Source organism: Pseudohaemophilus parahaemolyticus, assembly GCF_938021905.1.
Taxonomy (GTDB): Bacteria; Pseudomonadota; Gammaproteobacteria; order Enterobacterales; family Pasteurellaceae; genus Haemophilus_A; species Haemophilus_A parahaemolyticus_B.
In genome coordinates, this window is sequence record NZ_CALIFA010000087.1 from 1 (window position 1) to 26,617 (window position 26,617).

Annotated in this window: 27 protein-coding genes, 1 tRNA gene and 1 other RNA gene; 19 read left to right on the forward strand and 10 right to left on the reverse strand. The window is 38.7% G+C overall.

Annotation, left to right across the window (positions count from 1 at the left end):
• Positions 1-17 precede the first annotated feature (17 nt).
• The 3 genes from rarD to QMF79_RS10035 all read left to right on the forward strand — a co-directional run bounded on the left by rarD (position 18) and on the right by QMF79_RS10035 (position 2,544).
• Complete coding sequence (gene rarD, locus QMF79_RS10025) at positions 18-866, forward strand: EamA family transporter RarD (RefSeq protein WP_281773805.1); 849 nt, start codon at positions 18-20, stop codon at positions 864-866.
• Positions 863-1,477 (forward strand): LysE family translocator, encoded by a 615-nt coding sequence (locus QMF79_RS10030; protein WP_281773750.1) that lies wholly within the window; start codon positions 863-865, stop codon positions 1,475-1,477. Before rarD ends, QMF79_RS10030 begins: the two co-directional genes overlap by 4 nt.
• A gap of 122 nt (positions 1,478-1,599) precedes the next feature.
• Positions 1,600-2,544, forward strand: coding sequence for a bile acid:sodium symporter family protein (locus QMF79_RS10035; RefSeq protein ID WP_281773751.1), 945 nt, complete (start codon positions 1,600-1,602; stop codon positions 2,542-2,544).
• Positions 2,545-2,606: 62 nt separating this feature from the next.
• Here QMF79_RS10035 and QMF79_RS10040 read toward each other — a convergent pair whose 3' ends face one another.
• Both QMF79_RS10040 and QMF79_RS10045 read right to left on the reverse strand, forming a co-directional pair.
• Positions 2,607-4,271 (reverse strand): ribonucleoside-diphosphate reductase subunit alpha, encoded by a 1,665-nt coding sequence (locus QMF79_RS10040; RefSeq protein ID WP_281773752.1) that lies wholly within the window; start codon positions 4,269-4,271, stop codon positions 2,607-2,609.
• The gene (locus QMF79_RS10045) at positions 4,258-5,238 is read right to left on the reverse strand and encodes a ribonucleotide-diphosphate reductase subunit beta (RefSeq protein WP_281773753.1); all 981 of its coding nucleotides are present in this window, start codon (positions 5,236-5,238) and stop codon (positions 4,258-4,260) included. Before QMF79_RS10045 ends, QMF79_RS10040 begins: the two co-directional genes overlap by 14 nt.
• Before the next feature lie 374 nt (positions 5,239-5,612).
• Between QMF79_RS10045 and dusA the strand changes: the two genes are divergently transcribed.
• The 10 genes from dusA to QMF79_RS10095 all read left to right on the forward strand — a co-directional run bounded on the left by dusA (position 5,613) and on the right by QMF79_RS10095 (position 15,572).
• Positions 5,613-6,587 (forward strand): tRNA dihydrouridine(20/20a) synthase DusA, encoded by a 975-nt coding sequence (dusA, locus tag QMF79_RS10050; RefSeq protein WP_281773754.1) that lies wholly within the window; start codon positions 5,613-5,615, stop codon positions 6,585-6,587.
• Between the two features lie 114 nt (positions 6,588-6,701).
• On the forward strand, positions 6,702-7,919 hold the full coding sequence (locus QMF79_RS10055; RefSeq protein WP_281773755.1) for an aromatic amino acid transport family protein: 1,218 nt from the start codon (positions 6,702-6,704) through the stop codon (positions 7,917-7,919).
• A gap of 166 nt (positions 7,920-8,085) precedes the next feature.
• Positions 8,086-10,722: a phosphoenolpyruvate carboxylase gene (gene ppc, locus QMF79_RS10060; RefSeq protein WP_281773756.1), complete on the forward strand. Its 2,637-nt coding sequence runs from the start codon at positions 8,086-8,088 to the stop codon at positions 10,720-10,722.
• A 158-nt stretch (positions 10,723-10,880) separates the two neighbouring features.
• Positions 10,881-11,483: an LPS export ABC transporter periplasmic protein LptC gene (lptC, locus tag QMF79_RS10065; protein WP_281773757.1), complete on the forward strand. Its 603-nt coding sequence runs from the start codon at positions 10,881-10,883 to the stop codon at positions 11,481-11,483.
• Positions 11,480-11,983 (forward strand): lipopolysaccharide transport periplasmic protein LptA, encoded by a 504-nt coding sequence (gene lptA / locus QMF79_RS10070; RefSeq protein ID WP_281773758.1) that lies wholly within the window; start codon positions 11,480-11,482, stop codon positions 11,981-11,983. Before lptC ends, lptA begins: the two co-directional genes overlap by 4 nt.
• A gap of 7 nt (positions 11,984-11,990) precedes the next feature.
• On the forward strand, positions 11,991-12,716 hold the full coding sequence (gene lptB, locus QMF79_RS10075; protein WP_281773759.1) for an LPS export ABC transporter ATP-binding protein: 726 nt from the start codon (positions 11,991-11,993) through the stop codon (positions 12,714-12,716).
• A 45-nt stretch (positions 12,717-12,761) separates the two neighbouring features.
• Positions 12,762-13,271 (forward strand): PTS sugar transporter subunit IIA, encoded by a 510-nt coding sequence (locus QMF79_RS10080; protein WP_281773760.1) that lies wholly within the window; start codon positions 12,762-12,764, stop codon positions 13,269-13,271.
• Between the two features lie 14 nt (positions 13,272-13,285).
• The gene (rapZ, locus tag QMF79_RS10085; RefSeq protein WP_281773761.1) at positions 13,286-14,143 is read left to right on the forward strand and encodes an RNase adapter RapZ; all 858 of its coding nucleotides are present in this window, start codon (positions 13,286-13,288) and stop codon (positions 14,141-14,143) included.
• Between the two features lie 116 nt (positions 14,144-14,259).
• Positions 14,260-14,856, forward strand: coding sequence for a lipoprotein HlpB (locus QMF79_RS10090; RefSeq protein ID WP_281773762.1), 597 nt, complete (start codon positions 14,260-14,262; stop codon positions 14,854-14,856).
• A gap of 62 nt (positions 14,857-14,918) precedes the next feature.
• Positions 14,919-15,572 carry a lipoprotein Hlp gene (locus QMF79_RS10095; RefSeq protein WP_281773763.1) on the forward strand — a complete coding sequence of 218 codons (654 nt, stop codon included), beginning with the start codon at positions 14,919-14,921 and terminating at the stop codon, positions 15,570-15,572.
• 82 nt (positions 15,573-15,654) lie between these two features.
• Here QMF79_RS10095 and QMF79_RS10100 read toward each other — a convergent pair whose 3' ends face one another.
• From QMF79_RS10100 to QMF79_RS10115, 4 genes are all read right to left on the reverse strand, one after another.
• The gene (locus tag QMF79_RS10100) at positions 15,655-15,930 is read right to left on the reverse strand and encodes an HU family DNA-binding protein (RefSeq protein ID WP_281773764.1); all 276 of its coding nucleotides are present in this window, start codon (positions 15,928-15,930) and stop codon (positions 15,655-15,657) included.
• Between the two features lie 128 nt (positions 15,931-16,058).
• The gene (locus tag QMF79_RS10105; protein ID WP_281773765.1) at positions 16,059-16,649 is read right to left on the reverse strand and encodes a YjaG family protein; all 591 of its coding nucleotides are present in this window, start codon (positions 16,647-16,649) and stop codon (positions 16,059-16,061) included.
• A 77-nt stretch (positions 16,650-16,726) separates the two neighbouring features.
• Positions 16,727-17,791, reverse strand: a complete 1,065-nt coding sequence (gene hemE / locus QMF79_RS10110; protein WP_281773766.1) for a uroporphyrinogen decarboxylase — start codon at positions 17,789-17,791, stop codon at positions 16,727-16,729.
• Positions 17,792-17,812: 21 nt separating this feature from the next.
• Positions 17,813-18,367 carry a UPF0149 family protein gene (locus QMF79_RS10115; RefSeq protein WP_425591900.1) on the reverse strand — a complete coding sequence of 185 codons (555 nt, stop codon included), beginning with the start codon at positions 18,365-18,367 and terminating at the stop codon, positions 17,813-17,815.
• 194 nt (positions 18,368-18,561) lie between these two features.
• On the opposite strand from QMF79_RS10115, the gene QMF79_RS10120 reads away from it, so the two are divergent.
• The 4 genes from QMF79_RS10120 (at position 18,562) to putP (ending at position 21,343) form a co-directional block, all read left to right on the forward strand.
• Positions 18,562-18,873, forward strand: a complete 312-nt coding sequence (locus tag QMF79_RS10120) for a cell division protein ZapA (RefSeq protein WP_005706879.1) — start codon at positions 18,562-18,564, stop codon at positions 18,871-18,873.
• Positions 18,874-18,961: 88 nt separating this feature from the next.
• A non-coding RNA gene (ssrS, locus tag QMF79_RS10125) (6S RNA) lies at positions 18,962-19,143 on the forward strand.
• 14 nt (positions 19,144-19,157) lie between these two features.
• The gene (locus QMF79_RS10130) at positions 19,158-19,727 is read left to right on the forward strand and encodes a 5-formyltetrahydrofolate cyclo-ligase (RefSeq protein ID WP_281773768.1); all 570 of its coding nucleotides are present in this window, start codon (positions 19,158-19,160) and stop codon (positions 19,725-19,727) included.
• A gap of 101 nt (positions 19,728-19,828) precedes the next feature.
• Positions 19,829-21,343, forward strand: a complete 1,515-nt coding sequence (gene putP, locus QMF79_RS10135; protein WP_281773769.1) for a sodium/proline symporter PutP — start codon at positions 19,829-19,831, stop codon at positions 21,341-21,343.
• Positions 21,344-21,401: 58 nt separating this feature from the next.
• Here the strand turns inward: putP and cysK are convergent, their stop codons facing one another.
• Positions 21,402-22,352: a cysteine synthase A gene (gene cysK / locus QMF79_RS10140; protein ID WP_119223166.1), complete on the reverse strand. Its 951-nt coding sequence runs from the start codon at positions 22,350-22,352 to the stop codon at positions 21,402-21,404.
• A 229-nt stretch (positions 22,353-22,581) separates the two neighbouring features.
• On the opposite strand from cysK, the gene QMF79_RS10145 reads away from it, so the two are divergent.
• Entirely contained in the window at positions 22,582-23,538 is a 957-nt protein-coding gene (locus QMF79_RS10145; protein WP_281773770.1) for an ABC transporter substrate-binding protein, read from the forward strand.
• Between the two features lie 120 nt (positions 23,539-23,658).
• Entirely contained in the window at positions 23,659-24,267 is a 609-nt protein-coding gene (locus tag QMF79_RS10150) for a DUF1919 domain-containing protein (RefSeq protein ID WP_281773806.1), read from the forward strand.
• Positions 24,268-24,415: 148 nt separating this feature from the next.
• Here the strand turns inward: QMF79_RS10150 and QMF79_RS10155 are convergent.
• The 3 genes from QMF79_RS10155 to moeA all read right to left on the reverse strand — a co-directional run bounded on the left by QMF79_RS10155 (position 24,416) and on the right by moeA (position 26,596).
• Positions 24,416-24,491, reverse strand: a tRNA-Asn gene (locus tag QMF79_RS10155).
• Positions 24,492-24,587: 96 nt separating this feature from the next.
• Positions 24,588-25,343, reverse strand: a complete 756-nt coding sequence (gene moeB, locus QMF79_RS10160) for a molybdopterin-synthase adenylyltransferase MoeB (RefSeq protein ID WP_281773771.1) — start codon at positions 25,341-25,343, stop codon at positions 24,588-24,590.
• Between the two features lie 8 nt (positions 25,344-25,351).
• Entirely contained in the window at positions 25,352-26,596 is a 1,245-nt protein-coding gene (gene moeA / locus QMF79_RS10165) for a molybdopterin molybdotransferase MoeA (protein ID WP_281773772.1), read from the reverse strand.
• Positions 26,597-26,617: the final 21 nt, after the last annotated feature.

The following is a 26,617-nucleotide window of genomic DNA, read 5'->3' on the forward strand; positions in this document are numbered from 1 at the left end:
AAGGTGTCTTTTTTTGTATCACGGCTAATTTTTTATTTGGTTTAGGTTATTATTTTGCTATTTTATTGCACCCATTAAGCGGCGAAAGTATGTTTGGTTTTCGAATTATTGTATTGATTCCATTTATTTTACTCGCGATTTTATTATTCAAACAGACTCCAAAATTTAAACAACTTTGGCAAAAAATAAAGAAAAATCCACCGATTATCTTTATTTTATTATTGCTTGCACTAAACACAGGCGTACAACTCTGGCTTTTTATGTGGGCGCCTAACAATGGCCAGGCAATTCCTGTTTCTATTGGCTATTTATTGTTGCCTATCGTTGCTGTAGCATTAGGTAAAATCGTATTTAAAGAAAATTTTACCTTATTAAAATGGCTTTCTTTAACTTTTGCGATTATTGGGGTAGGCACAAATATTATTTTAACGGGGACTTTTTCTTGGGCAACACTAGTCGCCGGCATTGGCTATCCACTTTATATTACATTACGTCGCTATTTTGACATTAATAATCTTGCTACATTTTTTATTGAATTATTATTAGTTACTCCCTTTGCATTATATTTTATTTCTCAAACGGAGATGCAGCCAATTTTAATGGAAAATCATTATCTTTATGCGATTCTGGCTCTGTTTGGATTGGTAAATGGTATTGCATTTATTGCTTATATCGCTTCCAGTAATTTATTACCTGTAAATGTGTTAGGGCTATTAGGTTATATGGAACCTTTAGTTATGCTTACTATTTCATTTATTATTGGCGAAAGTTTGGATTCAAAATCTTATATATTGATGATCTGTTTAGCTATTGCGATTACATTATTAACTATTGATAACTTCAAACAAGGAAGATTAAAACGATGAACGACATTGTAAATTATTGGGGCTTTTTAACCGCTTGTGTTTTATTAAATCTCACCCCCGGCTCGGATACCATTTATATTATTACTCGCACCATTGCAGAAGGTAAAAAATCGGGCATTGTTTCTGCTCTCGGTATTCAAACGGGAATGCTATTTCACGTGCTAGCGGTTTCATTAGGTTTAGCGGGCGTTGTTGCTCACTCTCCAATGTTGTTTGCTGTTCTCAAATATGCAGGTGCAGCTTATTTGCTTTATTTAGGCATCAAAATGTGGCGTGAACCTTTGGTCATTGATAATCCAAATTTAGACAAATTACCACTCTATAAAATTTATCGTCAAGGCGTGATTACTAACGTATTAAATCCTAAAGTAGTGTTATTCTTCTTGGCATTATTGCCACAATTTGTTACCTCAAACTTAGAAAATACCTTTTTACCGTTTTTATTACTGGGCTTAACTTTGCTCGGCACAAGTACCGTTTGGTGCATCATATTAGTGATAGCAGCCTCCCCATTGGGTCGTTTATTAAGAAATAGTCAAACAATTGGCAGCGGGTTAAATAAAATTTGTGGCACCATTTTTGTTGGGTTAGCAATGAAGATCGGATTGTAAAGATAAAATAAATGAGTGTGGTTTGGTAGTTTCTGATTTTTTATAGTGAAGATAGACAAGTAGGATAATCCGCTCTAAAATCAGAACTTTTCTTAATTTTTTTATAATGAATAGGACTTTATATGCAAACTCTTCTTAAACTTACACAATTTGTCAGTAAAACTTTTGCACTCTGGGCAATTGTTTTTGCTGTTCTTGCCTTCTATTTCCCCACTGAATTTAAAATCTTCGCACCTTATATTCCTTACCTATTAGGTTTAGTGATGTTTGGTATGGGGATTACGCTTACCTTTAATGATTTCGGCGAAGTAGCAAAACATCCAAAATCAGTCGTAATTGGCGTAGTTGGGCAATTTGTGATTATGCCCTCTATCGCTTTTGTTCTCGCTAAAGCCTTTGACTTACCGCCTGATTTAGCCGTTGGCGTTATCTTAGTCGGTTCTTGCCCTGGTGGTACCTCTTCAAATGTAATGACCTACCTTGCAAAAGGGAATACCGCACTTTCGGTTGCTTGTACAACAATTTCTACGTTGCTTTCTCCATTACTAACGCCTGCAATCTTCTACGTTCTTGCTAGCCAATGGTTAGATATTGATGCATCTGCAATGTTCTTATCCGTATTAAAAATGGTGCTTTTCCCAATATTCTTGGGGTTAGTTGTACGTGCGTTATTTAAGAAAGCGATTGAGCAAGCCAGCCAAGCCATGCCGTTAGTTTCCGTTATTTCAATTGTATTAATTTTGGCTGCTGTGGTTGCGGTAAGTAAAGATAAAATTGTAGAATCAGGCTTGTTGATTTTCAGTGTAGTAGTGTTGCACAACTGTTTAGGCTATTTAATTGGTTTCTTTTCTGCAAAATTATTCAAATTAAATATAGTCGATAGCAAAGCTATTGCCATTGAGGTAGGAATGCAAAATTCAGGATTAGGGGCAGCATTAGCCGCAGCACATTTCAACCCAATAGCTGCTGTACCAAGTGCTTTATTTAGTTTCTGGCACAACGTTTCAGGCCCAGTTTTGGCGAATATTTTCTCAAATATGAAGGACGATCATAAAACGAATAAATAAAATTTGTGTATTGTAGCAACTGTGTTTACCTAAAAACACAGTTGCTTTTTTCATTTCTAGGATTAGCCTTCACAGCTTGAACAACTTAATAAGTTGCGGTTAAACACTTGTGCTGCACTCATTGAGTATTGATAGTAAATTGATTTTAAACCCAACTCTTCTGCGGTTAAGTATAACTGGTTCAAGTCTTTTGCAGGGGTTGCAGGGTGCACCATAATATTAATACTCTGACCTTGATCGATATATTTTTGGCGTTGTGCTGCTTGTTGAATTACGCTTAATTGACTGATTTCAGAGAAGGTTTTGAATATTTCTTTCTCTTCATCAGTTAGTTGTGTCAAATGTTGCACAGAACCATCATTATGTAAGATAGATTCCCAAATTTCTTCGTTATCTAAACCTTTTTCTTTGAGTAATTTCTCTAAGAATGGATTTTTGTAAATGGTTTTGATTTTAGCCAAATCTTTTACATAGTAGTTCGATTTAAATGGTTCAACCGATGGCGATACGCTGCCTAAAATAAAGCTACTTGATTTAGTTGGTGCTATTGACATCAATGTGGTATTACGGCGTCCGTAGCCTTTTAAGATTTCAGGCTCACCAAAACGTTGTGCTAATTCTTTTGACGCTTTTAATGTTTTTTCCTGTAAGGTACGGAAAATTTCATTATTTTTTTGCATCGCTTGGAAGCTATCAAACGCAATGTTGTTCGCTTGTAAATAACTGTGCCAGCCTAATACCCCTAAACCTAATGCACGGTGGCGACGAGCAAATTTATTTGCACGATGCAAGAATGGAATTTCATTACTTTTCTCAATAAATTCACTCATTACTACATCTAAGAAGTAGGTTAATACTTCTGGTGCATCAGTCTCTTTCCACTCATCAAAATAGAGCAGGTTCATTGAAGATAAGCAGCATACAAAGCTCTCATCAGAGCTGGATGGTAACATAATCTCCGTGCACAAGTTTGAAGCATGTACGGTCATATTTTTATCTTTATAAACGTCTGGGCGACCTGCATTCGCATTGTCCTTAAAGAATAAATATGGAATACCCGTTTCAGTTTTACGTTGCAGTAATTTTGCCCAAAGCTGGCGTTTATATGGATCGCCAGCTTTCATTGACTCTAACCATTCGTGCCCTACGCAAACCCCATAATACATTAACTGAATTGGATTACCTTCAGTATGAATGTCTAACCATTCATCAATATCGCCGTGTTCAATATCAATATAGCCTGCGAATTGACCTTTACGGGAAGTCCCTTGAGAAATCACATCGATAACGGTATCAAATAACTTGCTGAAATTAAATGAGCCATCTGATTTACCGTTGTTTCTGATTGATGAACCACGTGGACGAATATCGCCAAAATAGCCTGATGTACCGCCACCGATTTTACTCATCATCCCCACTTCTGCAGTAGTTTCCATAATTTCGTGGATAGAATCCCCAATATAACTACCAAAACAAGAAATTGGTAAACCACGGTCTAAGCCAAAGTTTGACCAAATTGGCGATGAAAGTGAGAAATAACCACGAGCCATATAGTGGAAGAATTTATCCGCATAACCTTCAATACCTAATTTTCTTTCAGCGTGTTCAGCAATATAACGGATACGGTCTAAAGCGGTTGTTCCTTCAAGTAAATAACCACGTTGTAAAAATAAACGGCTATCTTCGTTTAGCCAAGCAAAATCGGGACGGGAACTAGAATAAATCATCTGCGGTAATCTGTTTCATTTTTTTACTATAATCGGTACTACGTTTGTTAAAGAAATCCGTTTCTTTGGTTGAAAGAATCTCAATATCAAACCACTCTGTTTCTTTTAACAATTCAGGATTGATGTCGTGTGGTGGTTCTAAACCTAATATCATCAATGAATTGTTATAACGGCTTTTAATGTAATTGAGCACAGTTTCTTTGCTAATAAAGCTCAAATCACCGTCTTCAAAAATCCAATCTAAAATGCCTTTTTCTGCATCAAATGCTTGATCTGCTAAGTTTTTTAATTCAACGAAGAATTCATCTGTAAATAATTCTGAATGTTCATCACGTAAAATTTCGTATAACGCAATTCCGAATTTACCGTGAATTTCTTCTTCTTTAGAGGTTGCTTCAACCGCATTTGAAATCCCTTTGAATAAGTTTTTATACTTATTGAAAGACATCATAATCAAGAATTGACCAAATAATGAAATATGTTCAACAAATAAAGAGAAAAGCACTAAAGAAAGTACAAATTCGCCTTTGCCCGCATCTTTATCTTTCATAAAGGCTTCCATGTAGCGGATGCGGTTCATTAACGGTTCAATCTCTTGAATTTGGCTAAACATCTCATTTAAGCCTAATTTTTCAAGCAAAAATGAATAAGCATCTTTATGGCGAACTTCTGATTCAGCAAAAGTACCACCTACATCATCCATTTCAGGTTTTGGAAAATAACGATAGAGCTCACCCCAGAAACGTTTTACATTCACTTCTACCTGCGAAATCGCCAGCATTGCACGTGTTAAAACGTGGCGTTCGTGGTTGCTAATGGTTGTGCGATAATCTTGAATATCACCTGTAAAATTGAATTCGGTGTGTAGCCAATATGAGTGGCGAATAGCATCTTTAAACTCAAGTAGTTCAGGGTATTCGTATGGTTTGATGTTCAAGCGTTTTTCAAAAAGATTACGTCTTTTCATACTTTGCTCTATGTTTCCTTATTGAAATTGAGGGCAAATTCTAGGGAATTTCTTTGGTAAGAACAAGTCTTGACAAAATGCTTTTGAGCACATTTTCTACTCCCCCTTTACTAGTTTATTGATTTATAAAGAAAAAATCTTTTAGATGATTTTGTTCTATATATTGTGCTTCAGTGTTATAAAAACACAATATATTGTGTTGTTTTACTTATGGATATCTTGTGTATATCTTTCTTTTTTACCAGAAAATTAAAGCAAAACGCTTTGATTTATAGTATTATCTTGCCATATTTAATCCTTATCACTAGCGGTTATATTTCTGAACTCTTTTGCAAAACTCTCAGAAAATTTAATCCCTTTCAATTTATAAAACTATGCAGAAAAATTTTTATTCAGGGCGATTTTCTGTTGCCCCTATGCTAGATTGGACTACGCGTCATTGCCGTTATTTTCATCGCCAATTTAGCCAACACGCTTTGCTTTATACCGAAATGATCACCGCTCCAGCAATCATTCATGCCAAATATGATCTGTTGGAGTACAATCCTGCTGAAAACCCAGTAGCATTGCAATTAGGCGGAAGCGATCCAAAACAGCTGGCACATTGTGCAAAATTGGTAGAAGAACGCGGTTATGCGGAAGTGAATTTAAACGTAGGTTGCCCGTCTGATCGCGTACAAAATGGCATGTTTGGTGCCTGTTTGATGGGTAAAGCCGATTTAGTTGCAGACTGCATTAAAGCAATGCAAGATGCAGTCCAAATCCCTGTGACGGTTAAACATCGCATCGGAATTGATGATTTAGACAGCTACGAATTTCTCTGCGATTTCATTGAAAAAGTGCAACCTTATTCGAACGATTTTATCGTGCACGCTCGTAAAGCATGGCTTTCTGGCTTAAGCCCGAAAGAAAATCGAGAAATTCCACCGCTTGATTATGAACGCGTTTATCAGCTCAAGCGTAATTTTTCACATCTCAACATCTCTATCAATGGTGGTATTAAGACCATTGAAGAAATTAAACATCATCTTCAATTCGTTGATGGTGTGATGGTAGGGCGTGAGGCTTATCAAAATCCTTCATTATTAGGAGAAATTGACTCGCAAATTTTTGGCGAAAATCGACCGCTTGTCACTGCCCGAGAAGCAGTAGAAAAGATGTTGCCTTATATCGAAAAGGAATTAGCGAAAGGGGTTTACCTCAATCACATCGTTCGTCATATGCTTGGAGCATTTCAAAATTGCAAAGGTGCAAGACAGTGGCGTCGCCATTTAAGTGAAAATGCTTGTAAACCAGGGGCGAATGTGTCAATTGTAGAAGATGCATTAAAGTTTGTCGAAAATAGATAAAAACTCTGCTTGTATCGCCACAAACAATGAAATTTAGCATAGAAAACAAAAATTGCTTTAAATGAATAATTTTAGATTTGCTAGAATGCAAACTTCTTATATACAGGAGATCTTATGAAAAATAAAATTTTGGGCAGTGCCTTAATGATTGCAGGCACAACCATTGGTGCGGGAATGTTAGCGATGCCGCTTACTTCTGCAGGAATGGGCTTTGGCATGACGCTCGTCTTACTCGTTGGCTTATGGCTACTTCTCACCTACACAGGCTTGCTCTTTATGGAAGTGTACCAAACCGCCAAACAGCAAGATGTCGGTGTGGCAACGCTTGCTGAACAATATTTTGGTATGACAGGGCGTGTGTTAGCTACCGCAAGCTTGTTAATTTTACTTTATGCGTTGTTGGCGGCTTATATTACGGGCGGTGGCTCGTTAGTTTCGGGCGTGTTGCCTGAAAGTTTGGGCGCAGATAATGCCTTAAAAATCGGGATTTTAATTTTTACTTTTATTTTAGGTGCATTCGTTGTAGTCGGGATTAAAGGTGTAGATGGTTTAACCCGTGTGCTTTTCATCGGAAAAATCATTGCCTTTATTGGCGTATTGATGATGATGTTGCCAAAAGCCAAATTAGAAAACCTGACTGCTGTGCCGTTAGATAATTTATTGGTGATTTCTGCGATTCCTATCTTCTTTACCTCGTTCGGTTTCCACGTGATTATGGGAAGTATCAATAGCTATTTAGAAGCGGACATCAAAAAAATCCGTGTGGCAGTACTTATCGGGACGTTAATTCCATTAACCGCTTACCTCTTGTGGCAATTGGCAACGCACGGGGTATTGAGCCAAAGTGAGTTTGCGACATTATTAAAACAAGATGCAACCTTAAACGGCTTAGTGAAAGCGACCAGTCAAATCACGGGGAGTACCGTGCTTGGCGAAATGGTACGAATTTTCTCTACATTAGCGTTAATTACCTCATTCTTAGGCGTGGCGATGGGGATTTTTGAAGGCGTGGGCGACTTATTGAAACGTGTACAGTTGCCAAACAATCGCTTGATTTTGACACCATTAACCTTTATTCCACCGCTTGCGTTTGCATTGTTCTATCCAAATGGCTTTATCGCAGCCTTAGGCTATGCGGGTTTACTCTTCTCTTTCTACGGCTTAGTGCTTCCAATCGGCTTGGCGTGGCGTGCTCGTCAATTACACCCAAATCTGTCATACCGTGTTGCGGGCGGGAACGCTGCTTTAGTGATTGCGTTGATTATGGGCGTGATTATTATGGTCATTCCATTCTTAATGCAAGCTGGAATTTTACCGTCTGTTGCAGGTTAATTATGTAAGTTAAACGTAGAGTGATATGCTCTACGTTTTTTATTTCCAAAATAAAATTCGTATTTTATTATTTTTTTCATAAATAAAAAAATTCTAGGTTGAAATTTTAACTCAAATTCGATATATCTATTTTCAGTTAATTTTTAAAATCTAAAGAGGAAACATTATGAGCCAACCTCATTCTGGCGTGCGTCAAAACATTCATATGTTGGGCGAATTTTTAGGAGAAACCATTCGAGAAGCACAAGGAAGCGAAATTTTAGATCTTATTGAGAGCATTCGTCAGCTTTCAAAAAAATCTCGTAGTGGTGATGAACAAGCCCGCGAGCAGTTGCTGAATAAACTTGCCCATATTTCGACTGAAAATGTCTTACCTGTGGCTCGTGCCTTTAGTCAATTCTTAAACCTCACCAATATTGCAGAACAATATCAAACGATTTCTCGTCACGACTATGATGAAACCTTAGGTAATCGTGCTCTAAGTGCACTTTTCGCCCGCTTGAAAGCACAAAATACGCCTGTTGAGTTAGTCATTCAAACCGTTGAAAAATTACTAGTTGAGCTTGTTTTAACCGCTCACCCAACCGAAGTGACACGCCGTTCTTTGGTGCATAAACACGTTGAGATCAATAAATGTTTAGAACAATTAGAGCACGATGATTTAACCGAGGGCGAAAAATTCCGCCTACAACGTCGTTTGATGCAGTTAATTGCACTTGCGTGGCATACCAATGAAATTCGTGCCGCTCGCCCAACGCCAATTGATGAAGCTAAATGGGGAATGGCTATTATTGAAAACAGCCTTTGGACTGCTGTGCCAGACTTCTGCCGTGAGTTGAATTTCCAATTAGAAAAACATTTTGGCGTACAACACGATGTAGCACTTATCCCTGTGCGTTTCTCTTCCTGGATGGGAGGCGACCGCGATGGCAATCCGTTTGTGACCTCTGAAGTAACTCGCAAAGTATTCTATATGAACCGCTGGAAAGCCGCAGATCTTTTCTTACGCGATATTAGTAATTTAGCCGAAGAGCTTTCAGTAGTGCACTGTACGCCTGAATTCCGCGAAAAATATGGCGATCATATTGAGCCATACCGTGTGGTGGTAAAAGGCTTACGTAGCAAATTACAAAATACCTTAACTTACTTTGGCGAGTTAATTGAAGGTAAACCCGTTACGATTAACAAAGATGAAGTCATGTTTAATGACGAAGAACTTTGGGAACCGCTTTTTGATTGTTACCAATCGTTACACGCTTGCGGAATGCGTATCATCGCAAACGGTGGCTTACTAGATTGCTTACGTCGCATTCGCTGCTTTGGTTTAAGCCTTTCTCGCTTAGATATTCGCCAAGAAAGTACCCGTCATGAAATGGCAATAGCAGAAATCACCCGTTATATTGGCTTAGGCGACTATTCGCAATGGACTGAAAATGATAAACAGGCGTTTTTAGTGCGTGAATTAAGCTCACGCCGCCCACTTATTCCAACCAATTGGACACCAAGTCCAGAAACGCAAGAAATTTTAGATACATGCAAAGTCATCGCTGAGCAGCCAAAAGGCGTGATTTCTGCTTATGTGATCTCTATGGCTCGTGAAGCATCGGATGTATTAGCGGTACATTTATTACTCAAAGAAGCAGGCTGTAAATATACGATTCCCGTTGCTCCGCTATTCGAAACATTGAACGACTTGGATCACAGTGAAAAAGTGATGACCGATTTGTTCAATATCGGCTGGTATCGTGGCATTATCAATAACTACCAAATGGTAATGATTGGCTACTCCGATTCTGCAAAAGATGCGGGAATGTTAGCCGCTTCTTGGGCACAATATCGTTCACAAGAAGCCTTAGTGAACTTGGCGGAAAAACATAATATTGAATTGGTTTTATTCCACGGTCGTGGTGGTACGGTGGGGCGTGGCGGTGCACCTGCTCACGCAGCACTGTTATCTCAACCTCCTCGTTCGCTCAAATCAGGCTTACGTGTAACAGAACAAGGTGAAATGATCCGCTTTAAACTTGGTTTGCCAGAAGTGGCTGTTGATACCTTAAATCTATATGCAAGTGCAATTTTAGAAGCGAACTTACTCCCACCACCAGAGCCAAAACAAAGCTGGCGTGATGTGATGGATAAAGGGGCTGAGATTTCTTGCGAAATTTATCGTGGCGTTGTGCGTGGCGAACCTGATTTCGTGCCTTATTTCCGTGCTGCAACGCCAGAACAAGAGTTAGCGAAATTACCGCTTGGCTCACGCCCTTCAAAACGTAATCCAAACGGCGGGGTAGAAAGTCTGCGTGCTATTCCTTGGATCTTTGCGTGGATGCAAAACCGCTTAATGCTACCAGCATGGCTTGGTGCGGGAGCTGCATTGCGTAAAATGATTGAAACAGGTGATGAAACAACGCTTAAAGAGATGAGTAAAGAGTGGCCTTTCTTCTCAACCCGTATCGGTATGCTTGAGATGGTGTTCTCCAAAGCAGATTTATGGTTGGCAGAACATTATGATCAACGCTTAGTCGCTAAAGAGTTGCAACGCCTAGGGCAAAATCTCCGTACGCAATTGAGTGAGGATATTCAAACCATTCTTGCTCTATCAAGCGATGGTCAGTTAATGGGTGATTTACCTTGGATTGCCGATTCTATCGCCTTACGTAATGTTTATACCGACCCACTTAACTTATTACAAGTTGAGTTGCTTGCCCGTTTACGCCAAACTGAGAACCCAGATCCAGAACTTGAACAAGCCTTGATGATTACTATCACGGGGATTGCAGCAGGAATGCGAAATACAGGTTAGAGTTTAGTAAAACTACCGTGAAAACTAACCGCTTGTAAGTATTAAAAAATTTACAAGCGGTTTATTTTTTTACAAAATTTACAAAATCCCTGAACTAACTCTCTCTATGAATATCAAAATTATGTTATGATTTAGCGTTAAATTTATAGGTATGGGATATGAATAAACGAATAACTGCCCTGCTATTGGTGATTGTGGCTACCTTGCTAGGCTGGATGCAATATCAAGCCAAAGACGAAACAAACGGACTAGATAATCTGATTAAAAAAGAGGGAATGCCAGATTACACCGGTAATCGAATGTCTACTTCGGTGTTTGATTTAGAAGGCAAACCAGAATATTACGCTGAAGCAGAAGAGATTAAGCGTTATGAAGAGAGTGAAAAAACCGAATTTACAAACCCGTTAGTTAATTTATTTGATAAATTGACCGCTTTAAAGCAGTGGAAATTGAGTGCAGATCACGCAGAAATTAATGCAGAGAGAATTTTAACTCTTTCAGGTAACGTAACATTGCAAGCACTTGAGCCAACTTCAAAATTACAACGTATTGAAACGGATCATCTTTCAGTTAATTTAACTACGCAAGATGTGTTTACTGACAGTGAAGTTAAATCACAAGGCTTAGGTTTTACTACCAGCGGTATAGGGTTGAAAGGAAATTTAAAACAGCAAGTGGCAACCTTACTAAAAGATGTGAAAAGCTATATTGAGCCGACAGTCATTAAAGCGGCAAATAAGCAAGAGAAGGAAAAACAATGAAATTTGCAATAAAAACAACAATTTTAATCGCTTTATTAAGCGTGAGTTTATCGGCTCAAGCATTAAAAAATGATACTGACCAGCCAATTAACATTGATTCAGGCAGTCAATCATTAGATATGAATACAAACACGGTCGTTTTTGATGATGGTGTCACTATTACACAAGGTTCAATTATCGTGAAAGCGAATAAAGTGACAATCGTTCGTCAAGAAGGTAAAAAAGAGACATTAGATGCGGTAGGTTCGCCTGTTACTTTCCAGCAAACTCTTGATGATGGTAAGCCTGTAAATGGGAAAGGTTCAAGCGTAAAATATGATTTGAACAGCGAATTTTTAACTTTAACGGGTGATGCGGAATTGAAGCAATTAGATAGCTTTATTAAGGCGCCGTTAATCACTTATGATGTAAAAAAACAGCAGCTTAAAGCAACAAGCGGTGGAAAAACACGCGTGAAAACCGTACTTATTCCCAATCAGTTAAATCAGAATAAAAAATAGGAAAGTTATGGCAACGCTCTATGCAGAACATTTAGCGAAAAGCTATAAAAATCGTAAGGTAGTGAAAAATGTGAGCTTTCACGTAAACACGGGTGAAATTGTGGGATTACTTGGTCCGAATGGTGCGGGTAAAACTACCTCATTCTATATGGTAGTGGGCTTAGTTCGCCACGATAATGGTACAATTCGTATTGATCAAAAAGATATTAGCACTCTACCGATGCACGATCGTGCGAAACAAGGGATTGGTTATCTTCCGCAAGAGGCCTCAATTTTCCGCCGTTTAAGTGTGTATGATAACTTGATGGCTGTGTTACAAGTACGTAAAGATCTAAATAATAAACAACGTTGCGAACGTGCGGATGAATTAATTTCAGAATTCCATATTGAACATATCCGCAACAGTCTTGGGCAAGCTCTCTCTGGGGGAGAACGTCGTCGTGTTGAGATCGCTCGTGCACTGGCAGCTAATCCACAATTTATCTTGTTGGATGAACCTTTCGCAGGGGTGGATCCAATCTCCGTTATTGATATAAAAAAAATTATCGTCAATCTAAAAGAACGTGGGTTAGGCGTGTTGATTACCGATCACAACGTGCGTGAAACACTTGATGTATGTGAGCGTGCTTATATTGTCGGTAGTGGTGAGATGATTGCGACAGGCACACCAAGCCAAGTGCTTGAAAATCCGAAAGTAAAAGAAGTTTACTTAGGTGATCAGTTTAAACTTTAATCCTTTCAATAACGAATGCCATTGAATTTCAATGGCACTTTTATTATGCAATTAACAGAATTTTTAACCCCAGATCATATTTATCATGATGTGGTCGTTTCAAGTAAAAAACGCTTATTAGAGTTAGCGGGCAAAACAGTTGCTGAATCTATCCAGTTAGAATACCGTCTCAATGCAAAAGAGGTATGCCCTGTGATCTGTTTTGAAAATTTGTTCAAACGTGAAAAATTAGGTTGCACTAGCATCGGTAATGGTATTGCATTACCACACGCAAAACTACCATCTGACTGTACTGAACTTAATCAACCCATTGCTCTCTTTTTTAAATTAGAACAACCAATTGATTATGAAGCCAGTGATAATAAAGAGGTTGATTTGGTTTATGCCATGATGTTTCCTGAAGGCTGTTGTGAAAAATACAAAGGCTGTTTGCAGCAAATTGCCCAAAAACTTAGCGATAAAGCATTAGCTAAACAGCTCAGAGCAACACAATCGGCAGATGAAATCTGGCAGATTTTAGCATATATTGATAGACAATCAGAAACAGAAGAGTAGTTGATGGGGCTATTATGGAACTTATCATTATTAGTGGGCGTTCAGGCTCGGGTAAATCAGTGGCATTACGTGCATTAGAAGATGTTGGATATTACTGCGTGGATAACATTCCGCTTCCGTTAATCCCTCAATTAGCAGAATATCTCTCTAAGTCAAAAGAATCAGCAGTGGTTAGTCTTGATGTCCGAAATTTACCCGAAGATGCAAAAGTTTTAGATGAACTATTTGCCCAGCTTTCACCTTATCACGTAAAATTGTTGTTCCTAGATTGCGAACGGAGCATGCTTATTCGCCGTTACAGTGATTCTCGCCGATTACATCCGCTTTCTAGCCAAGATTTATCTCTCGAAAGTGCGATTGATTTGGAAGAACGTTTACTTGAACCATTGCTTCAACAAGCCAATTACATTATTGATACCTCCCACCTTTCTTCACACGAACTGGCAGAAAATTTAAGAACGTTGTTACAGGGGCATCAAGAGAAAGAGCTAAATATTGTGTTTGAATCTTTCGGCTTTAAGTATGGCTTGCCAGCTGATGCAGATTATGTGTTTGATGTACGTTTCTTGCCTAACCCGCATTGGAATCCAGAGTTGCGTCCAATGACAGGACTAGAGCAACCTGTAATTGATTTTTTAGAGCGACAAACAGAAGTGCACCAATTTATCTATCACACACGTAATTATTTAGAAATGTGGTTGCCTCAGCTTGAAAAAAACAACCGAAGTTATTTAACTATTGCAATTGGTTGTACGGGAGGCAAACACCGTTCTGTTTTTGTGACCGAACAGCTCGCCAAATATTTCCAAGCGAAAGGCAAAAAAGTGCAAATTCGCCATCGTAGTTTAGAAAAACATCACAAAAAAGCTTAAATTTACATAAATATACAAGACTTTACGGAACATTTGTTTTGAAAGTCAGTCTATACAGCGTACAATATACAAACCTCTCTATTGAGAGAGATTTATTTTACATAAAGGGAACTTAAATGACTAAATTAACTAAAATCAGTGCAACAGCATTATTTGCATTATTTTTAACCGCTTGTGATAAACCAGCAGATAAAGCTGCTGAAGTACCAAAAGCAGAAGCAACACCAGCAGCACAAACTCAAGCACCAGTAGCACAACAAGAAACAGCTCCAGCAGAAACAGCAAAACCAGCTGTACAATTAAGTGCAGAAGAGTTAGCTCAAGGTAAAACAGATTTACAAAAAATCTTAGATTGGAACAAAGCACAAGAGCAAGCAGCAAATGCAGCTCAACAAAAACTTCAAACTGAGTTAGCAACGAATGATCCTAAAAAAGTAGAAGCTGCATTAGTTGAATTTACAAAAACTGTAGATGAAACAGTAAAAACTTTAGATGCCGTAGAAATCAAAAGCCCCTTAGTTGCTGCATTTAAAGCAAAAACTAAAGAAGTTTTAACTTTATCCAGTTCAATCGTAGCAGATTCTGTAAAAGTGATGGCTCAACCAACGCCTGAATCACAAAATGCATTAGCAGAGAAAACACAGCAACTTATCCAAGAAGGCAATGTGTTACAACAATTACAAGCTGAATTACAACAAACTTTCGGCGAATAATTTTAGATTCAAACAATAATAATAATGGCTAGTGTTTTGCTAGCCATTTTTTTGAGGTTAATATGACTAAATTAAAAACATTAAGTGCAATTGCATTATTATCTGTACTTTTAACCGCTTGTGATAAATCTACAGAAACAACAACTAATGTTGCAAACACAGCACCAGCAGTCCAAACAAAAATGGAACAAGAAACTTTACCAAGCAATCAAGAAAAAACGGAAGTGAAAGCTGAAGAGAAATCTGCGGAAGTAGTAGACACTGGAGCGGAAGATTACAAAAAATTCCGTGAATGGCAAAAAGCTCAAGAACAAGGTATCGAAAATGCGATTACTACTGAAGTAGAAAAACTAGGCGACAAAGCAAAAGATGAAAAATTATTGCGTGATGCAATGAATAAAGCGTTATTAGCTCAAGCTGATGTAATTAAACAAAGTGCAGATACTTTGCAAATTGCTGATGAGAAAGTAAAACAGCTTAAAGAAAAATCTTTAGAAGCCTTATCATTGGGCATACAATTGATGACAGAAGGAGAAAAAGTAGTTCACCAACCAACGGAAGAGTCACATAAAATCTTTAGTGAATTACAGGCAAAATTAGATCAAGTAGCAAAAGAAGGTAAGACACTAGAAGAAGAATTGATAAAGAAGTATGAAATTGTATCAGAACAAAATGCTGAATCTAAATCACAACCTTTTAAAGAAGAACAAAAATAATCTGACATAAAAGATATGAAAACGGTCTAAACCTTATGCTTATCATATAAGGTTTAGACCGTTTTTTAATGGCAATTTTCTATTACTGTTTCACTAAATCTTTTAATGCCTTGCCAGCAACGAAAGCTGGGATTTTAGCTTCTGCGATTTGGATCTCTTCGCCAGTACTTGGGTTACGACCAATACGTGCTGCACGCTTGTTTACTTTGAATGTACCGAAGCCGATTAATTGAACAGCATCACCAACTTTTAAGCTTTCAGATACGGCTTCTAACGTTGCTTCTAAAGCTGCTTTAGCATCTTTTTTGCTTAAGTTTGCTTTTGCTGCGATAGCATCAATTAATTCACTTTTGTTCATAGTTTAATCCTCAAAGATTGTTTAGTTATGGCGAAAATCGCCGAAAGGGTTGATATAACTTGGTGTAGCTTAATTCAAAGTTCGAATTTCTCAAATAGGCAAATATTATTTTTTATCGAAAAATAATTCTACTGGTTAAAAATCACACCAATATTGCTTATTCCCGCACTTCTGATCTCGTTTTTAAGGTCTAAAATCAAGGCAACATCACGCTCTTCGCATTCATTGAGAAGTCGGTAAATTTGCCATTGTACGTCTAATTCTGCTTGAATTTCTTCTGAATTTTTTAGCTCTACTTCGCTTAATTCTCGTTCATTTTGCATCTCTAAATAGCTTGCAACGGTGCCAAGCGAGATTTGGCTAATGCGAATCGCTTGTTCAAGTGTTGAGCCAGCAATGATGCTGTGTAGCAATTCAGAAAGTGCTTCGCACGCATCTTGGGCAGGAAGCACGCCGAAAAATTCATATTCGTTCACATCTGGGATGATGTTTTCTAATTTTTCGAGCTGATTATCAAAGTTGATTTTCGCTCCCTTAACAGTGAGATGCTCCCAGACGAGATTTAAGATATTCTGATAGAGCTTCGTATTCTCTTCTTGTTCAGCTACATGGCAGAACATTTGGAAATTCGGATACATTCTTTCGCACAAACACGCCATAAAGGTCAGGTGTTGCCAAGGTTCAAAGCGTTCCATACGTTTGTGAATGGGGTTTCGCATATAATTCCTCGCGATAGTTAATGACAAAGCGGTCGAAATTCGTAAAAGTTTTACAACGCTCCACCGCTTGCAGCTAATTATTTATGATATTGCTTCGAAAACTCGTGAATAGCGTTTACAAACACTTTCGGGCTTTCAGTTGGAACATCTTGATGGATGCCGTGCCCTAGGTTAAACACGTGACCAGAGCCTTCGCCAAAACCTGCAAGAATGTTTTTAACTTCTTGCTCAATGCGTGCAGCTGGAGCATATAATACGCTCGGATCCATATTGCCTTGCAGTGCTACTTTGTGCCCTACGCGTTTTTTCGCCTCACGAATATCAACAGTCCAGTCTAAACCAACTGCATCGCAACCTGTTTCTGCAATCGCTTCAAGCCATAATCCACCACCTTTGGTGAACAGGGTAATAGGTACTTTTCTACCTTCATTTTCGCGAATTAAGCCTTCCACGATTTTTTGCATATATTGCAATGAGAAGGTTTTGTACTCTTCGTGAGCTAACACACCGCCCCAAGTGTCAAATACCATTACCGCTTGTGCACCCGCTTTAATTTGTGCATTTAAATAAAGAATGACGCTGTCTGCAAGTTTGTCTAATAATGCGTGTAAAATCTGCGGATCGGCATACATCATTTTTTTAATTTTAGTGAATGCCTTGCTTGAACCGCCTTCGACCATATAAGTTGCTAAAGTCCATGGGCTGCCAGAAAAACCGATTAACGGTACTTCGCCTTTTAATTCACGGCGAATGGTGCGAACAGCATTCATTACATATTGTAATTCACCTTCAGGATCGGGAATTGGCAAATTATCCACTTGGATTTTATGCTCAATTGGGCGAGCAAATTTAGGACCTTCGCCTGCACCAAAACTTAAACCTAAGCCCATTGCATCTGGAATAGTCAAAATATCTGAAAATAAAATCGCTGCATCTAATGCATAGCGGCGTAAAGGTTGTAAAGTCACTTCGCAGGCTAAATCTGCATTGCGACATAGCGACATAAAATCGCCTGCTTGTGCACGGGTTGCTTTATATTCTGGCAAATAACGACCTGCTTGACGCATCATCCAAACAGGTGTCATATCCACAGGTTCACGTAATAGGGCTTTTAAATAGCGATCATTTTTCAGCTGAGTCATAATTATCCTTATTCTTCAAAATTAGTGCAGTTGAGCTTTGTTTGCAGGTGTGGTATTTAATGCGAAATTGCTGTGCAAGAAAAGAGCCAGCACGCGTAAATATTCGACGACTTCTTCGCCCGCTTCGATGAGTTCTTCGTTTTTGTCATCATCGTGGTAGCCAAGGCGTGAGATCTCTTCTAAATCATCAATTGCTTCGCCTACCTCATCTTTTTCTTCGCTTAATTTGGGTTGAGCTAAACCTAACCCCAAAATAAAGTGGCTTGTCCATTCCGCAATGCTATCAGCAAGAGCGAAGCCATCATTTTCATCTTCAGGTAACCAAAGGCTGAAAAGCGTGTTAGCTTCCGTATAACTAGCGGTCAATTCTTGATAAAAGTTTTCCAATGTTTTGAGAGGAGCTTGAGAAAAGGCGTGCCCATCATGGGTGAATTGGTAAGTTAATGTTTTCCAAGACTCATCTTGTACCCCGCCCACAATTAAGCCGCTTAAAAAGCCGTGAAATTCGGCAGGCGTAATCTCAATTTGCAGTTGGGCAACGAGTTGTTTAAATTCTACTTGTATTGTCATATTAATAAAATCAAGAGGATGATCAATTAGGCTCGCATAATAGCAAAAAAACGCAAAATAAGGGATAAAAATCGGGCTATTATGCTGATTTACCTATAAATAATTAAAATTGTTGAATTGAATTTAGCGATTTTTCTATTTATGATTAAATTGAATAATGGCATAATAAACTAATTTATTCTTTATAAGGACGGCTTGTTATGTCGGCAAATAATATTGAGATACAAATTTTTGGGCAAGTTTTGCGATTACATTGTCCACCAGAACAGAAAGATAATTTACTTGCCTCTGCCCAACGTTTGGAAGAGCGTGTAGGCGTTCTAAAAGAACAATCAGGCATTATTCAGTTAGAAAAAGTATTGGCAATCGTGGCACTTAATTTAAACTATGAACTTGAGCTTGAAAAACAACGCAATGAAAACAATAAAAATGTGTTACAAAACTGCATTCAGCAGCTAGATAGTTCATTGAATAAACTTCAGCCAGCCGCATCAATTACGGTTGATGAATAACTGTTATATGCTCGCCTAAAAGCTAGGCAAACGTAAAATAAATTGCGTTTAAGACTAGGAAAAAAGGCAAAATTCCGTTAATATTCTAACCTGTCTGGGGTGTGCGTTGTTGGTTACGTCCCTGAGCCGATAATTTAAAACTTTGAGTTGGACATCCAGTTGTTGGTGAGCATGCTTACTTTAAGTAAGAAGCCTAAAAACAAATACGTTCGACTCCCTTGAACCTTCTGGTTCAAGGACTATTACCGATAGCGGCACTTCGGACACTCCACCAACTATTACCTATGCAATCATCCATTCAAATAGACCGCCAAGTTCTTCGTAAACAACTTCTTGAAAAACGCTCACATTTATCCGCAGAAAAACAATTGCAAGCCTCGCAGGATCTAGTTCCTATTGCATTAGATATTATCGAAAAACAGCAAGCGGAACATATCGCTGTTTATTTGCCATTTAAACACGAAATTTCACCTCTTGTGTTAGTTGAAGAGCTACGTAAACAAGGCAAAAAATGCTACTTACCGATTATTCATCCTTTTTCAAAGGGGAATTTGCTTTTCTCTCATTTTGAATCAGTCACACCGTTAGAAAAACATCCGTGGGGCTTGTTACAACCGAAATTAGATGTGAGAAATGTGATCCCGACTTCGCAAATTGATATGATTTTTACACCGCTTGTTGGTTGCGATAAACAGCTTGGGCGACTTGGTTACGGTGGCGGTTTTTACGATCGCACCTTTGAACAAAATCCGAAAGCAATTCGCATAGGGCTGGCTCACGCTTGTCAATGTGTAGAAAAGCTACCTCTTGAGCCTTGGGATAAACCGCTGCATCATTTAATTATTGCGGAATAAGCCCGCTTAAATCAAAAAAATCCGCCTTTTTATGCGGTTTAAGTTGAAATTTTGCCAAAAATCAGTAATCTCTTTCCTTTAAAATTTTAAGAGGATGCATAATGTTTGGCTTAGATCCAACCGTAACTACCTTCCTGATTTATTTGTTAGGGATGATCTTAATTGGCTTTACCGCCTATCGTGTTACCAATAATCTTTCAGATTACATCTTAGGCGGTCGCCGCTTAGGTAGCTTTGTTACCGCACTTTCTGCGGGGGCATCAGATATGTCTGGTTGGTTATTGATGGGATTACCAGGGGCAATTTATGCGGGTGGTTTAATTGAAGCTTGGTTGGCAATTGGCTTAACATTAGGGGCTTATCTTAACTGGAAATTGGTTGCAGGGCGTTTACGTGCCCAAACTGAATATTTTGGCGATGCTTTAACTTTACCAGAATATTTTCACAACCGTTTTAGCGATAAAACCCGTATCATCAAAATCTTATCTGCTCTGATTTTCTTACTTTTCTTTGCGGTTTATTGTGCTTCTGGCGTTGTGGCTGGTGCACGCGTATTCGAAAACCTCTTTGGCGTGCCTTACGCTGATGCTATCTGGTATGGTGCCGTTGCGACGATTCTTTATACCTTTATCGGAGGCTTTTTAGCAGTAAGCTGGACGGATACCATTCAAGCCACATTGATGCTTTTCGCATTAATTCTTACACCTGTTTTTGTGCTGATGAATATTGGTGGCTTTGAGGTGATGGAGGCCGCTATCACACACGCAGAAACAATCGCTCAACGCAACTACAACGATATGTTTACAGGCACTACCGTGCTGGGTGTCGCCAGCTTAATGGCATGGGGTTTGGGCTATTTTGGTCAGCCACATATTGTCGTTCGTTTTATGGCAGCGGAAGGTGTTAAATCACTCGAAAATGCTCGCCGCATTAGTATGACTTGGATGGTTATTTGCCTTGCTGGTGCAATTGGTATTGGCTATTTTGGTATGGCTTATTTCTTCGTACACCCAGAACAAGCTAGCGTAGTGAGCCAAAACAACGAACAGATTTTCATTGAACTTGCGAAATTATTATTCAACCCTTGGATTGCTGGCATCTTACTTTCTGCCATTTTAGCCGCTGTAATGAGCACACTTTCAGCTCAGCTTTTGATCTGTTCAAGTGCAATTACCGAAGATTTATACAAAGGCATCCTTCGCCCAGAAGCCTCTGATAAAGAACTCGTTTGGTTAAGCCGTTTAATGGTGCTCGCTGTTGCTACCCTTGCAATTTATATCGCTCAAGATCCAAACAGTCAAGTATTTGGATTAGTAAAAGATGCGTGGGCAGGCTTTGGATCAGCATTTGGTCCTATAGTCTTACTCTCATTATTCTGGAAACGAATGAATGGTTTAGGTGTAATGGCAGGGATGCTCACAGGGGCATTAATTGTTTATTTCTGGAAAGATTTAACTACTTTATTTGAACTGCCCGAAATGTATTCCATGATCCCAGGTTTCTTACTTGCAACACTAATGATTGTCGTGATTTCTCTCATTACACCAGCACCAAATGCCAAAACATCTGAAACCTTTGAAAAAGCGAATAAAGCATATTTAGATGAATTGAAATAAAAACGTAAAACGAGAAAAAGGCAAGGATTATCCTTGCCTTCTAAAAGATTACAATAAATTAAATCTCAATACCTTCAAATAATGCGGTACTTAAGTAACGCTCTGATGCTGATGGTAAAATGGCTACAATCAATTTATCCGCAAACTCTGGTTGTTGTGCTAAGCGATTCGCAGCAGCCACTGCAGCACCTGATGAAATACCTACTAAAATACCTTCTTCTGCCATTAAACGACGAGCGGTTGCAATAGCTTCATCGCTTGAAACTTGTTCTACACGATCAATTAAACTTAAATCTAAATTTTTTGGAATGAAACCTGCACCGATACCTTGAATTTTGTGAGGACCTGGTTTTACTTCTTCGCCATTTAAGGTTTGCGTAATTACTGGGCTCTCTTTCGGCTCAACAGCAACAGAAATAATCTGTTTACCTTGATCTTGTTTGATATGGCGAGAAATCCCTGTAATTGTACCGCCTGTTCCGACGCCAGCCACAATAACATCCACTTTACCTTCAGTCGCATTCCAAATTTCAGGGCCTGTCGTTTGTTGGTGAATCGCTGGGTTTGCTGGATTTTCAAACTGTTTTAACATCACGTAATGATTTGGATCGCTTGCTACGATTTCTTCAGCTTTTGCAATCGCACCTTTCATCCCTTTTGCACCTTCGGTTAATACAAGGTTTACGCCTAAACCACGTAATAAACGCTTACGCTCAAGACTCATCGTTTCAGGCATCGTTAAAGTAATTTTATAACCGCGAGCAGCTGCTACATAAGCAAGAGCAATTCCTGTGTTACCGCTAGTTGCATCTACGATCTCTTTGCCTTTAGTTAAAAGACCATCTTTCTCCGCTTGCCATACCATATTCGCACCAATACGGCATTTCACGCTAAAGCTCGGATTACGTGATTCTACTTTTACGACCAAATTGCCATTATTGCCGAAATGTTTTAAGCGAACAAGAGGGGTGTTACCAATGGTATATGAGTTGTCTGTATAAATTGTCATGGCAAATTCCTTATTTTGAATTAGGTTAAAGTTGGATTAAGCATACGCCATTTTGATTAAATTTGTAGAGACAAAAAACTATTTGATATAACTAGATAGAATATCCACCTAGAGTACCATTTTAAATAATTTTGCTTTACATTCTTTAAAAGGTAGAGTATCTTTGATTTAAATGTACTAGTTTAATAGTTCAATTGAAGTTAAATTTGATTTTAAAGAGGATGATGTTATGAAATCTTATAAAACCTTAATTATTTCTGCTTTAGTTGCGTTTTCACTCAATACAATTGCTCAAGAACTGCCTAAGGTGGCTATTACTGCCATTGTTGAGCATCCTGCGTTAGATACTATTCGTAAAGGGATTGTCGATGAGCTTGCAAATCAAGGTTTTGAAGATGGCAAAACGATTAAAATAGACTATCAATCTGCTCAAGGTAGCACCGCAACAGCGGCTCAAATTGCCCGTAAATTTGTAGGCGATAAAGCAGAGATCATCATTCCAATTTCAACCCCATCAGCTCAACCTGTTGTCGCAGCAACTAAAACTATTCCTGTGGTTTATTCTGCGGTAACTGATCCCGTAGCCGCTAAGTTAGTCAAATCTTGGGAGCCAACAGGCACGAATGTAACAGGTGTTTCAGACCATAAAGCGATTGAACCGCAATTGGAGTTGATCCATAAATTTGTACCAGAGCTTAAAGCGGTTGGCTATGTGTTTAGTGCAGGTGAAGTAAACTCAGCGATTGTATTAAAAGAATTGCAGGCTGAAGCTGCGAAAGCAAATATCAAAGTAGTGCCTGTTGCCGTACAACGTAGTGCAGATATTGGCACAGCAGCACGCAGTTTAGCGGGTAAAGTGCAAGCAATTTATATCTCTGAAGATAATGCAGTGGTTTCTGCTTATGAAGCATTACACAAAGCTGCATTAGAAATTAAAGTGCCTGTGATTGCTGCTGACCGTGATACGGTAAAACGTGGGGCTTTAGCGGCTTATGCGGTAAATCAATATGATATTGGCGTGGAAACAGGTAAAGTGGCGGCCCGAGTGTTAAAAGGCGAAAAAGCAGGTTCAATTCCAACACATGAAGTGAGCAAAATGGAGCTTTCAGTCAATACGCAAACAGCTAAAGCTTATGGCATTACCATTCCAGAAGCGTTGTTAAAAGAAGCTAAAGAGACATTCTAAACTTCGCTTTGAACTTTTTGTCATAGAGAACAGCAACCATAAATTGCTGTTCTTTTGTATTTTTGGAGAGAGGAAAGAATTTTGTTATTTACTAAATTTAGAAATTGGTTTAATCGCCAGATGCGAAAATCAATTAACCAGAAAAATCAACAACGTTTGAGTAATCATGAAATGTCTGTGATTGCCAGTAATTGCAATGGTGCCCTTATTCTGCACGATTTAAGGGAGCAATTCCGTTCGCCTTTTGTAAATCTTTATCTTGAACCTGCTGACTTTGTAAAATATCTGCAAAATATGACCGCTTATAATCAAATGGAGCTTGGCTTTATAACTACTGATAAGCCTTATCCCGTAGGAAAATTAAGTGATATTACGCTACATTTTATGCATTATCACAGTGAGCAAGAAGCGAAAGCAAAATGGGAAGAGCGTCTCAAAAGAGTAAATTTAGATAATCTGTTTATTATGATGACAGATCGCGATAGTTGCACCGAGCAAAATTTACAAGATTTTGACCAACTGCCATTTAAACATAAAGTAGTGTTTACGCATAAGCCTTACCCTGAAATCAAATCCAGTTTTTACATCAAAGGTTTTGAGAAAAAAGGACAAGTTGGTAATTTATTTGAATTTTCAGGTTGGAACGGGCGGAAATATTACGACCAATTTGATTATGTAACGTGGTTTTCCAATGTAAAGAAAGATCAATTGGAGTGTAATTTAGAGTAATAATAGTACTTGTTTTAAGATAAAAAATAACCCTATAGCAAAAGGGCTATAGGGCAAATCTTTTGTTCTAATTCTGGAGGTAAGAATTACTGTTTTACAAAAGGAGACAAATAAAACAAGAACAAAAGTAAAACTAAAGGAAATTAGTTGGCTCCTCCTGCGGGACTCGAACCTGCGACATATGGATTAACAGTCCACCGTTCTACCGACTGAACTAAGGAGGAACAAAACGCTGATTATTTTAGGCTAAAACGTTTTAGCTGTCAAATAAATCATTTCACAAATAAAATTATAAGTCATATTAGCTTTATTTATGCAATTTACTCGTGCGATACAGTGCAAACCTTACAGCTCGGCATTTTAGGTAAATTCATTTCTCGCACAAAAAAATGTAAACCATCAATAATTAACAATTTCCCTGACAAGGTTTTGCCAATATCAAGCAAAACTTTTATGGTTTCCAATGCCTGTAAACTGCCAATCACGCCTACAATGGGGGAAATCACACCCGCTTCTACACAGCTTAACGTATCACTTCCAAAAAGCTGGCTTAAACACTGGTAGCACGCTTCATTGTCAGCATAGGTAAAAACGGAAACTTGCCCTTCAAAACGGATTGCTGAACCTGAAACAAGCGGACGTCTTTGTTGGAAACATTGAAAATTGAGTTGGTTTCGCACATCTACGTTATCTGTACAATCAACGACTATATCTACTTGTCTAATGAGTTCGGCAAATTCTGCATCATCACATTTTTTCACGACTGCTTGCACTTCAATATTCGGATTGATTGATTGCAAACGAACCTTTGCTACTTCCGCTTTAGGTTTACCCATATCGGCATCCGTATAAAGAATTTGGCGTTGCAAATTAGAAAGCGAGATAGTGTCAAAATCCACCAAAATGATTTTACCCACTCCAGCACTTGCCAAATATTGGCTTGCAGCACAGCCTAAACCTCCCGCTCCCACAATCAGTACACGGCTCTCTTTGAGCTTTTCTTGCCCATCAAAATCAACCGCTTTTAGGCTGATTTGTCGGTTGTAACGCAATATTTCGTGATCGGTTAATTCCATATTCCCTACTATTTCAACAAGCCATTAAAAGGCTGAATGGTCACTTTTTCGCCTGCTTGCACATTGCCACGTTCAGCTTCTAACACAATAAAGCAGTTGCTTTCATAAAAAGCACTAAAAATGTGCGAACCTTGCTGCCCAACAGGTTTTACCATCAATTCGCCTTGCTCATTGATGAAATAAAAACCGCGTTGGAAGTCTTGGCGACCAACGGCTTTTTTCAGATTAATTGCCGCAAAAGCGGTCATTTTTGGCGTTAAATTTGCAAGATAATCTGCATTTAAGCCTGCAAGTTGAGCCAAAGCAGGCTGCACTAATTGGTAGAAAGTAACTAAGGCTGAAACAGGATTACCTGGCAAACCGAAGAAGACGGTTTGTTTTTCGTTTTCATTACCTAAAAAGCCAAATGCGAATGGCTTACCTGGTTTCATTGCGATTTTCCAGAAGGCGATTTTACCCAATTTTTCGAGCACATCTTTGGTAAAATCTGCTTCACCAACAGAAACGCCACCGCTGGTAATTAACACATCTGCAGCTTGTTGTGCTTTCATAAAAGTCTCTTCGAAAATGGTTGGATCGTCTGGCAAAATGCCGAAATCTAAAATCTCGCAATTTAATTTTTCTAACATCAAGCATACGGCAAAACGATTGGTATCGTAAATTTGCCCAACGGTCAACGTATTCCCTACGCTTACTAATTCATCGCCTGTAGAAAGAATCGCGACTTTAGTGCGTTTAAATACCTCTACTTTCGCAATGCCAAGCGATGCCAACAACGGTAAACTCGCCACGTTTAATAAACTGCCTTTGGCAAGCACAAGACTGCCTTGTGCTACATCTTCGCCCACGCGGCGGATGTTCTGCCCAAGCTTAATACTGTTGGTAAATTTAATCTGATTTTCGCCCGCTTGTTCGGTTTCTTCTTGCATAATCACGGCATCGCAGCCTGTTGGCAGCATTGCACCCGTCATAATTCGCACACACTCGCCTGATTTGATTTTGCCCTCAAACGGCTTACCTGCGAAAGCTTTGCCTGCAATGGTAAAAGTAGAAAATTGATCTAAATCCGCCAATTTGATTGCATAGCCATCCATCGCTGAATTATCAAAACTTGGGACGTTAATCGGAGAAATAATATCTTGAGCGAGTACTCTATTTGCTGCTTGATTAAGGGAAAGCGTTTCTGTTTCTGTTGGGGTTGGAAGCTGAGCAAGCATATTTGCCAAAGCCTCGTTGAGAGGTAAAAGTGCCATCATATTTTCCTTTTGAAGAAT

Coding starts and splice junctions, on each gene's coding strand:
- QMF79_RS10030 (WP_281773750.1), top strand. CDS start 863: ATGAACGACATTGTAAATTATTGGGGCTTTTTAACCGCTTGTGTTTTA.
- QMF79_RS10035 (WP_281773751.1), top strand. CDS start 1,600: ATGCAAACTCTTCTTAAACTTACACAATTTGTCAGTAAAACTTTTGCA.
- QMF79_RS10040 (WP_281773752.1), bottom strand. CDS start 4,271: ATGATTTATTCTAGTTCCCGTCCCGATTTTGCTTGGCTAAACGAAGAT.
- QMF79_RS10045 (WP_281773753.1), bottom strand. CDS start 5,238: ATGAAAAGACGTAATCTTTTTGAAAAACGCTTGAACATCAAACCATAC.
- dusA (WP_281773754.1), top strand. CDS start 5,613: ATGCAGAAAAATTTTTATTCAGGGCGATTTTCTGTTGCCCCTATGCTA.
- QMF79_RS10055 (WP_281773755.1), top strand. CDS start 6,702: ATGAAAAATAAAATTTTGGGCAGTGCCTTAATGATTGCAGGCACAACC.
- ppc (WP_281773756.1), top strand. CDS start 8,086: ATGAGCCAACCTCATTCTGGCGTGCGTCAAAACATTCATATGTTGGGC.
- lptC (WP_281773757.1), top strand. CDS start 10,881: ATGAATAAACGAATAACTGCCCTGCTATTGGTGATTGTGGCTACCTTG.
- lptA (WP_281773758.1), top strand. CDS start 11,480: ATGAAATTTGCAATAAAAACAACAATTTTAATCGCTTTATTAAGCGTG.
- lptB (WP_281773759.1), top strand. CDS start 11,991: ATGGCAACGCTCTATGCAGAACATTTAGCGAAAAGCTATAAAAATCGT.
- QMF79_RS10080 (WP_281773760.1), top strand. CDS start 12,762: ATGCAATTAACAGAATTTTTAACCCCAGATCATATTTATCATGATGTG.
- rapZ (WP_281773761.1), top strand. CDS start 13,286: ATGGAACTTATCATTATTAGTGGGCGTTCAGGCTCGGGTAAATCAGTG.
- QMF79_RS10090 (WP_281773762.1), top strand. CDS start 14,260: ATGACTAAATTAACTAAAATCAGTGCAACAGCATTATTTGCATTATTT.
- QMF79_RS10095 (WP_281773763.1), top strand. CDS start 14,919: ATGACTAAATTAAAAACATTAAGTGCAATTGCATTATTATCTGTACTT.
- QMF79_RS10100 (WP_281773764.1), bottom strand. CDS start 15,930: ATGAACAAAAGTGAATTAATTGATGCTATCGCAGCAAAAGCAAACTTA.
- QMF79_RS10105 (WP_281773765.1), bottom strand. CDS start 16,649: ATGCGAAACCCCATTCACAAACGTATGGAACGCTTTGAACCTTGGCAA.
- hemE (WP_281773766.1), bottom strand. CDS start 17,791: ATGACTCAGCTGAAAAATGATCGCTATTTAAAAGCCCTATTACGTGAA.
- QMF79_RS10120 (WP_005706879.1), top strand. CDS start 18,562: ATGTCGGCAAATAATATTGAGATACAAATTTTTGGGCAAGTTTTGCGA.
- QMF79_RS10130 (WP_281773768.1), top strand. CDS start 19,158: ATGCAATCATCCATTCAAATAGACCGCCAAGTTCTTCGTAAACAACTT.
- putP (WP_281773769.1), top strand. CDS start 19,829: ATGTTTGGCTTAGATCCAACCGTAACTACCTTCCTGATTTATTTGTTA.
- cysK (WP_119223166.1), bottom strand. CDS start 22,352: ATGACAATTTATACAGACAACTCATATACCATTGGTAACACCCCTCTT.
- QMF79_RS10145 (WP_281773770.1), top strand. CDS start 22,582: ATGAAATCTTATAAAACCTTAATTATTTCTGCTTTAGTTGCGTTTTCA.
- QMF79_RS10150 (WP_281773806.1), top strand. CDS start 23,659: ATGCGAAAATCAATTAACCAGAAAAATCAACAACGTTTGAGTAATCAT.
- moeB (WP_281773771.1), bottom strand. CDS start 25,343: ATGGAATTAACCGATCACGAAATATTGCGTTACAACCGACAAATCAGC.
- moeA (WP_281773772.1), bottom strand. CDS start 26,596: ATGGCACTTTTACCTCTCAACGAGGCTTTGGCAAATATGCTTGCTCAG.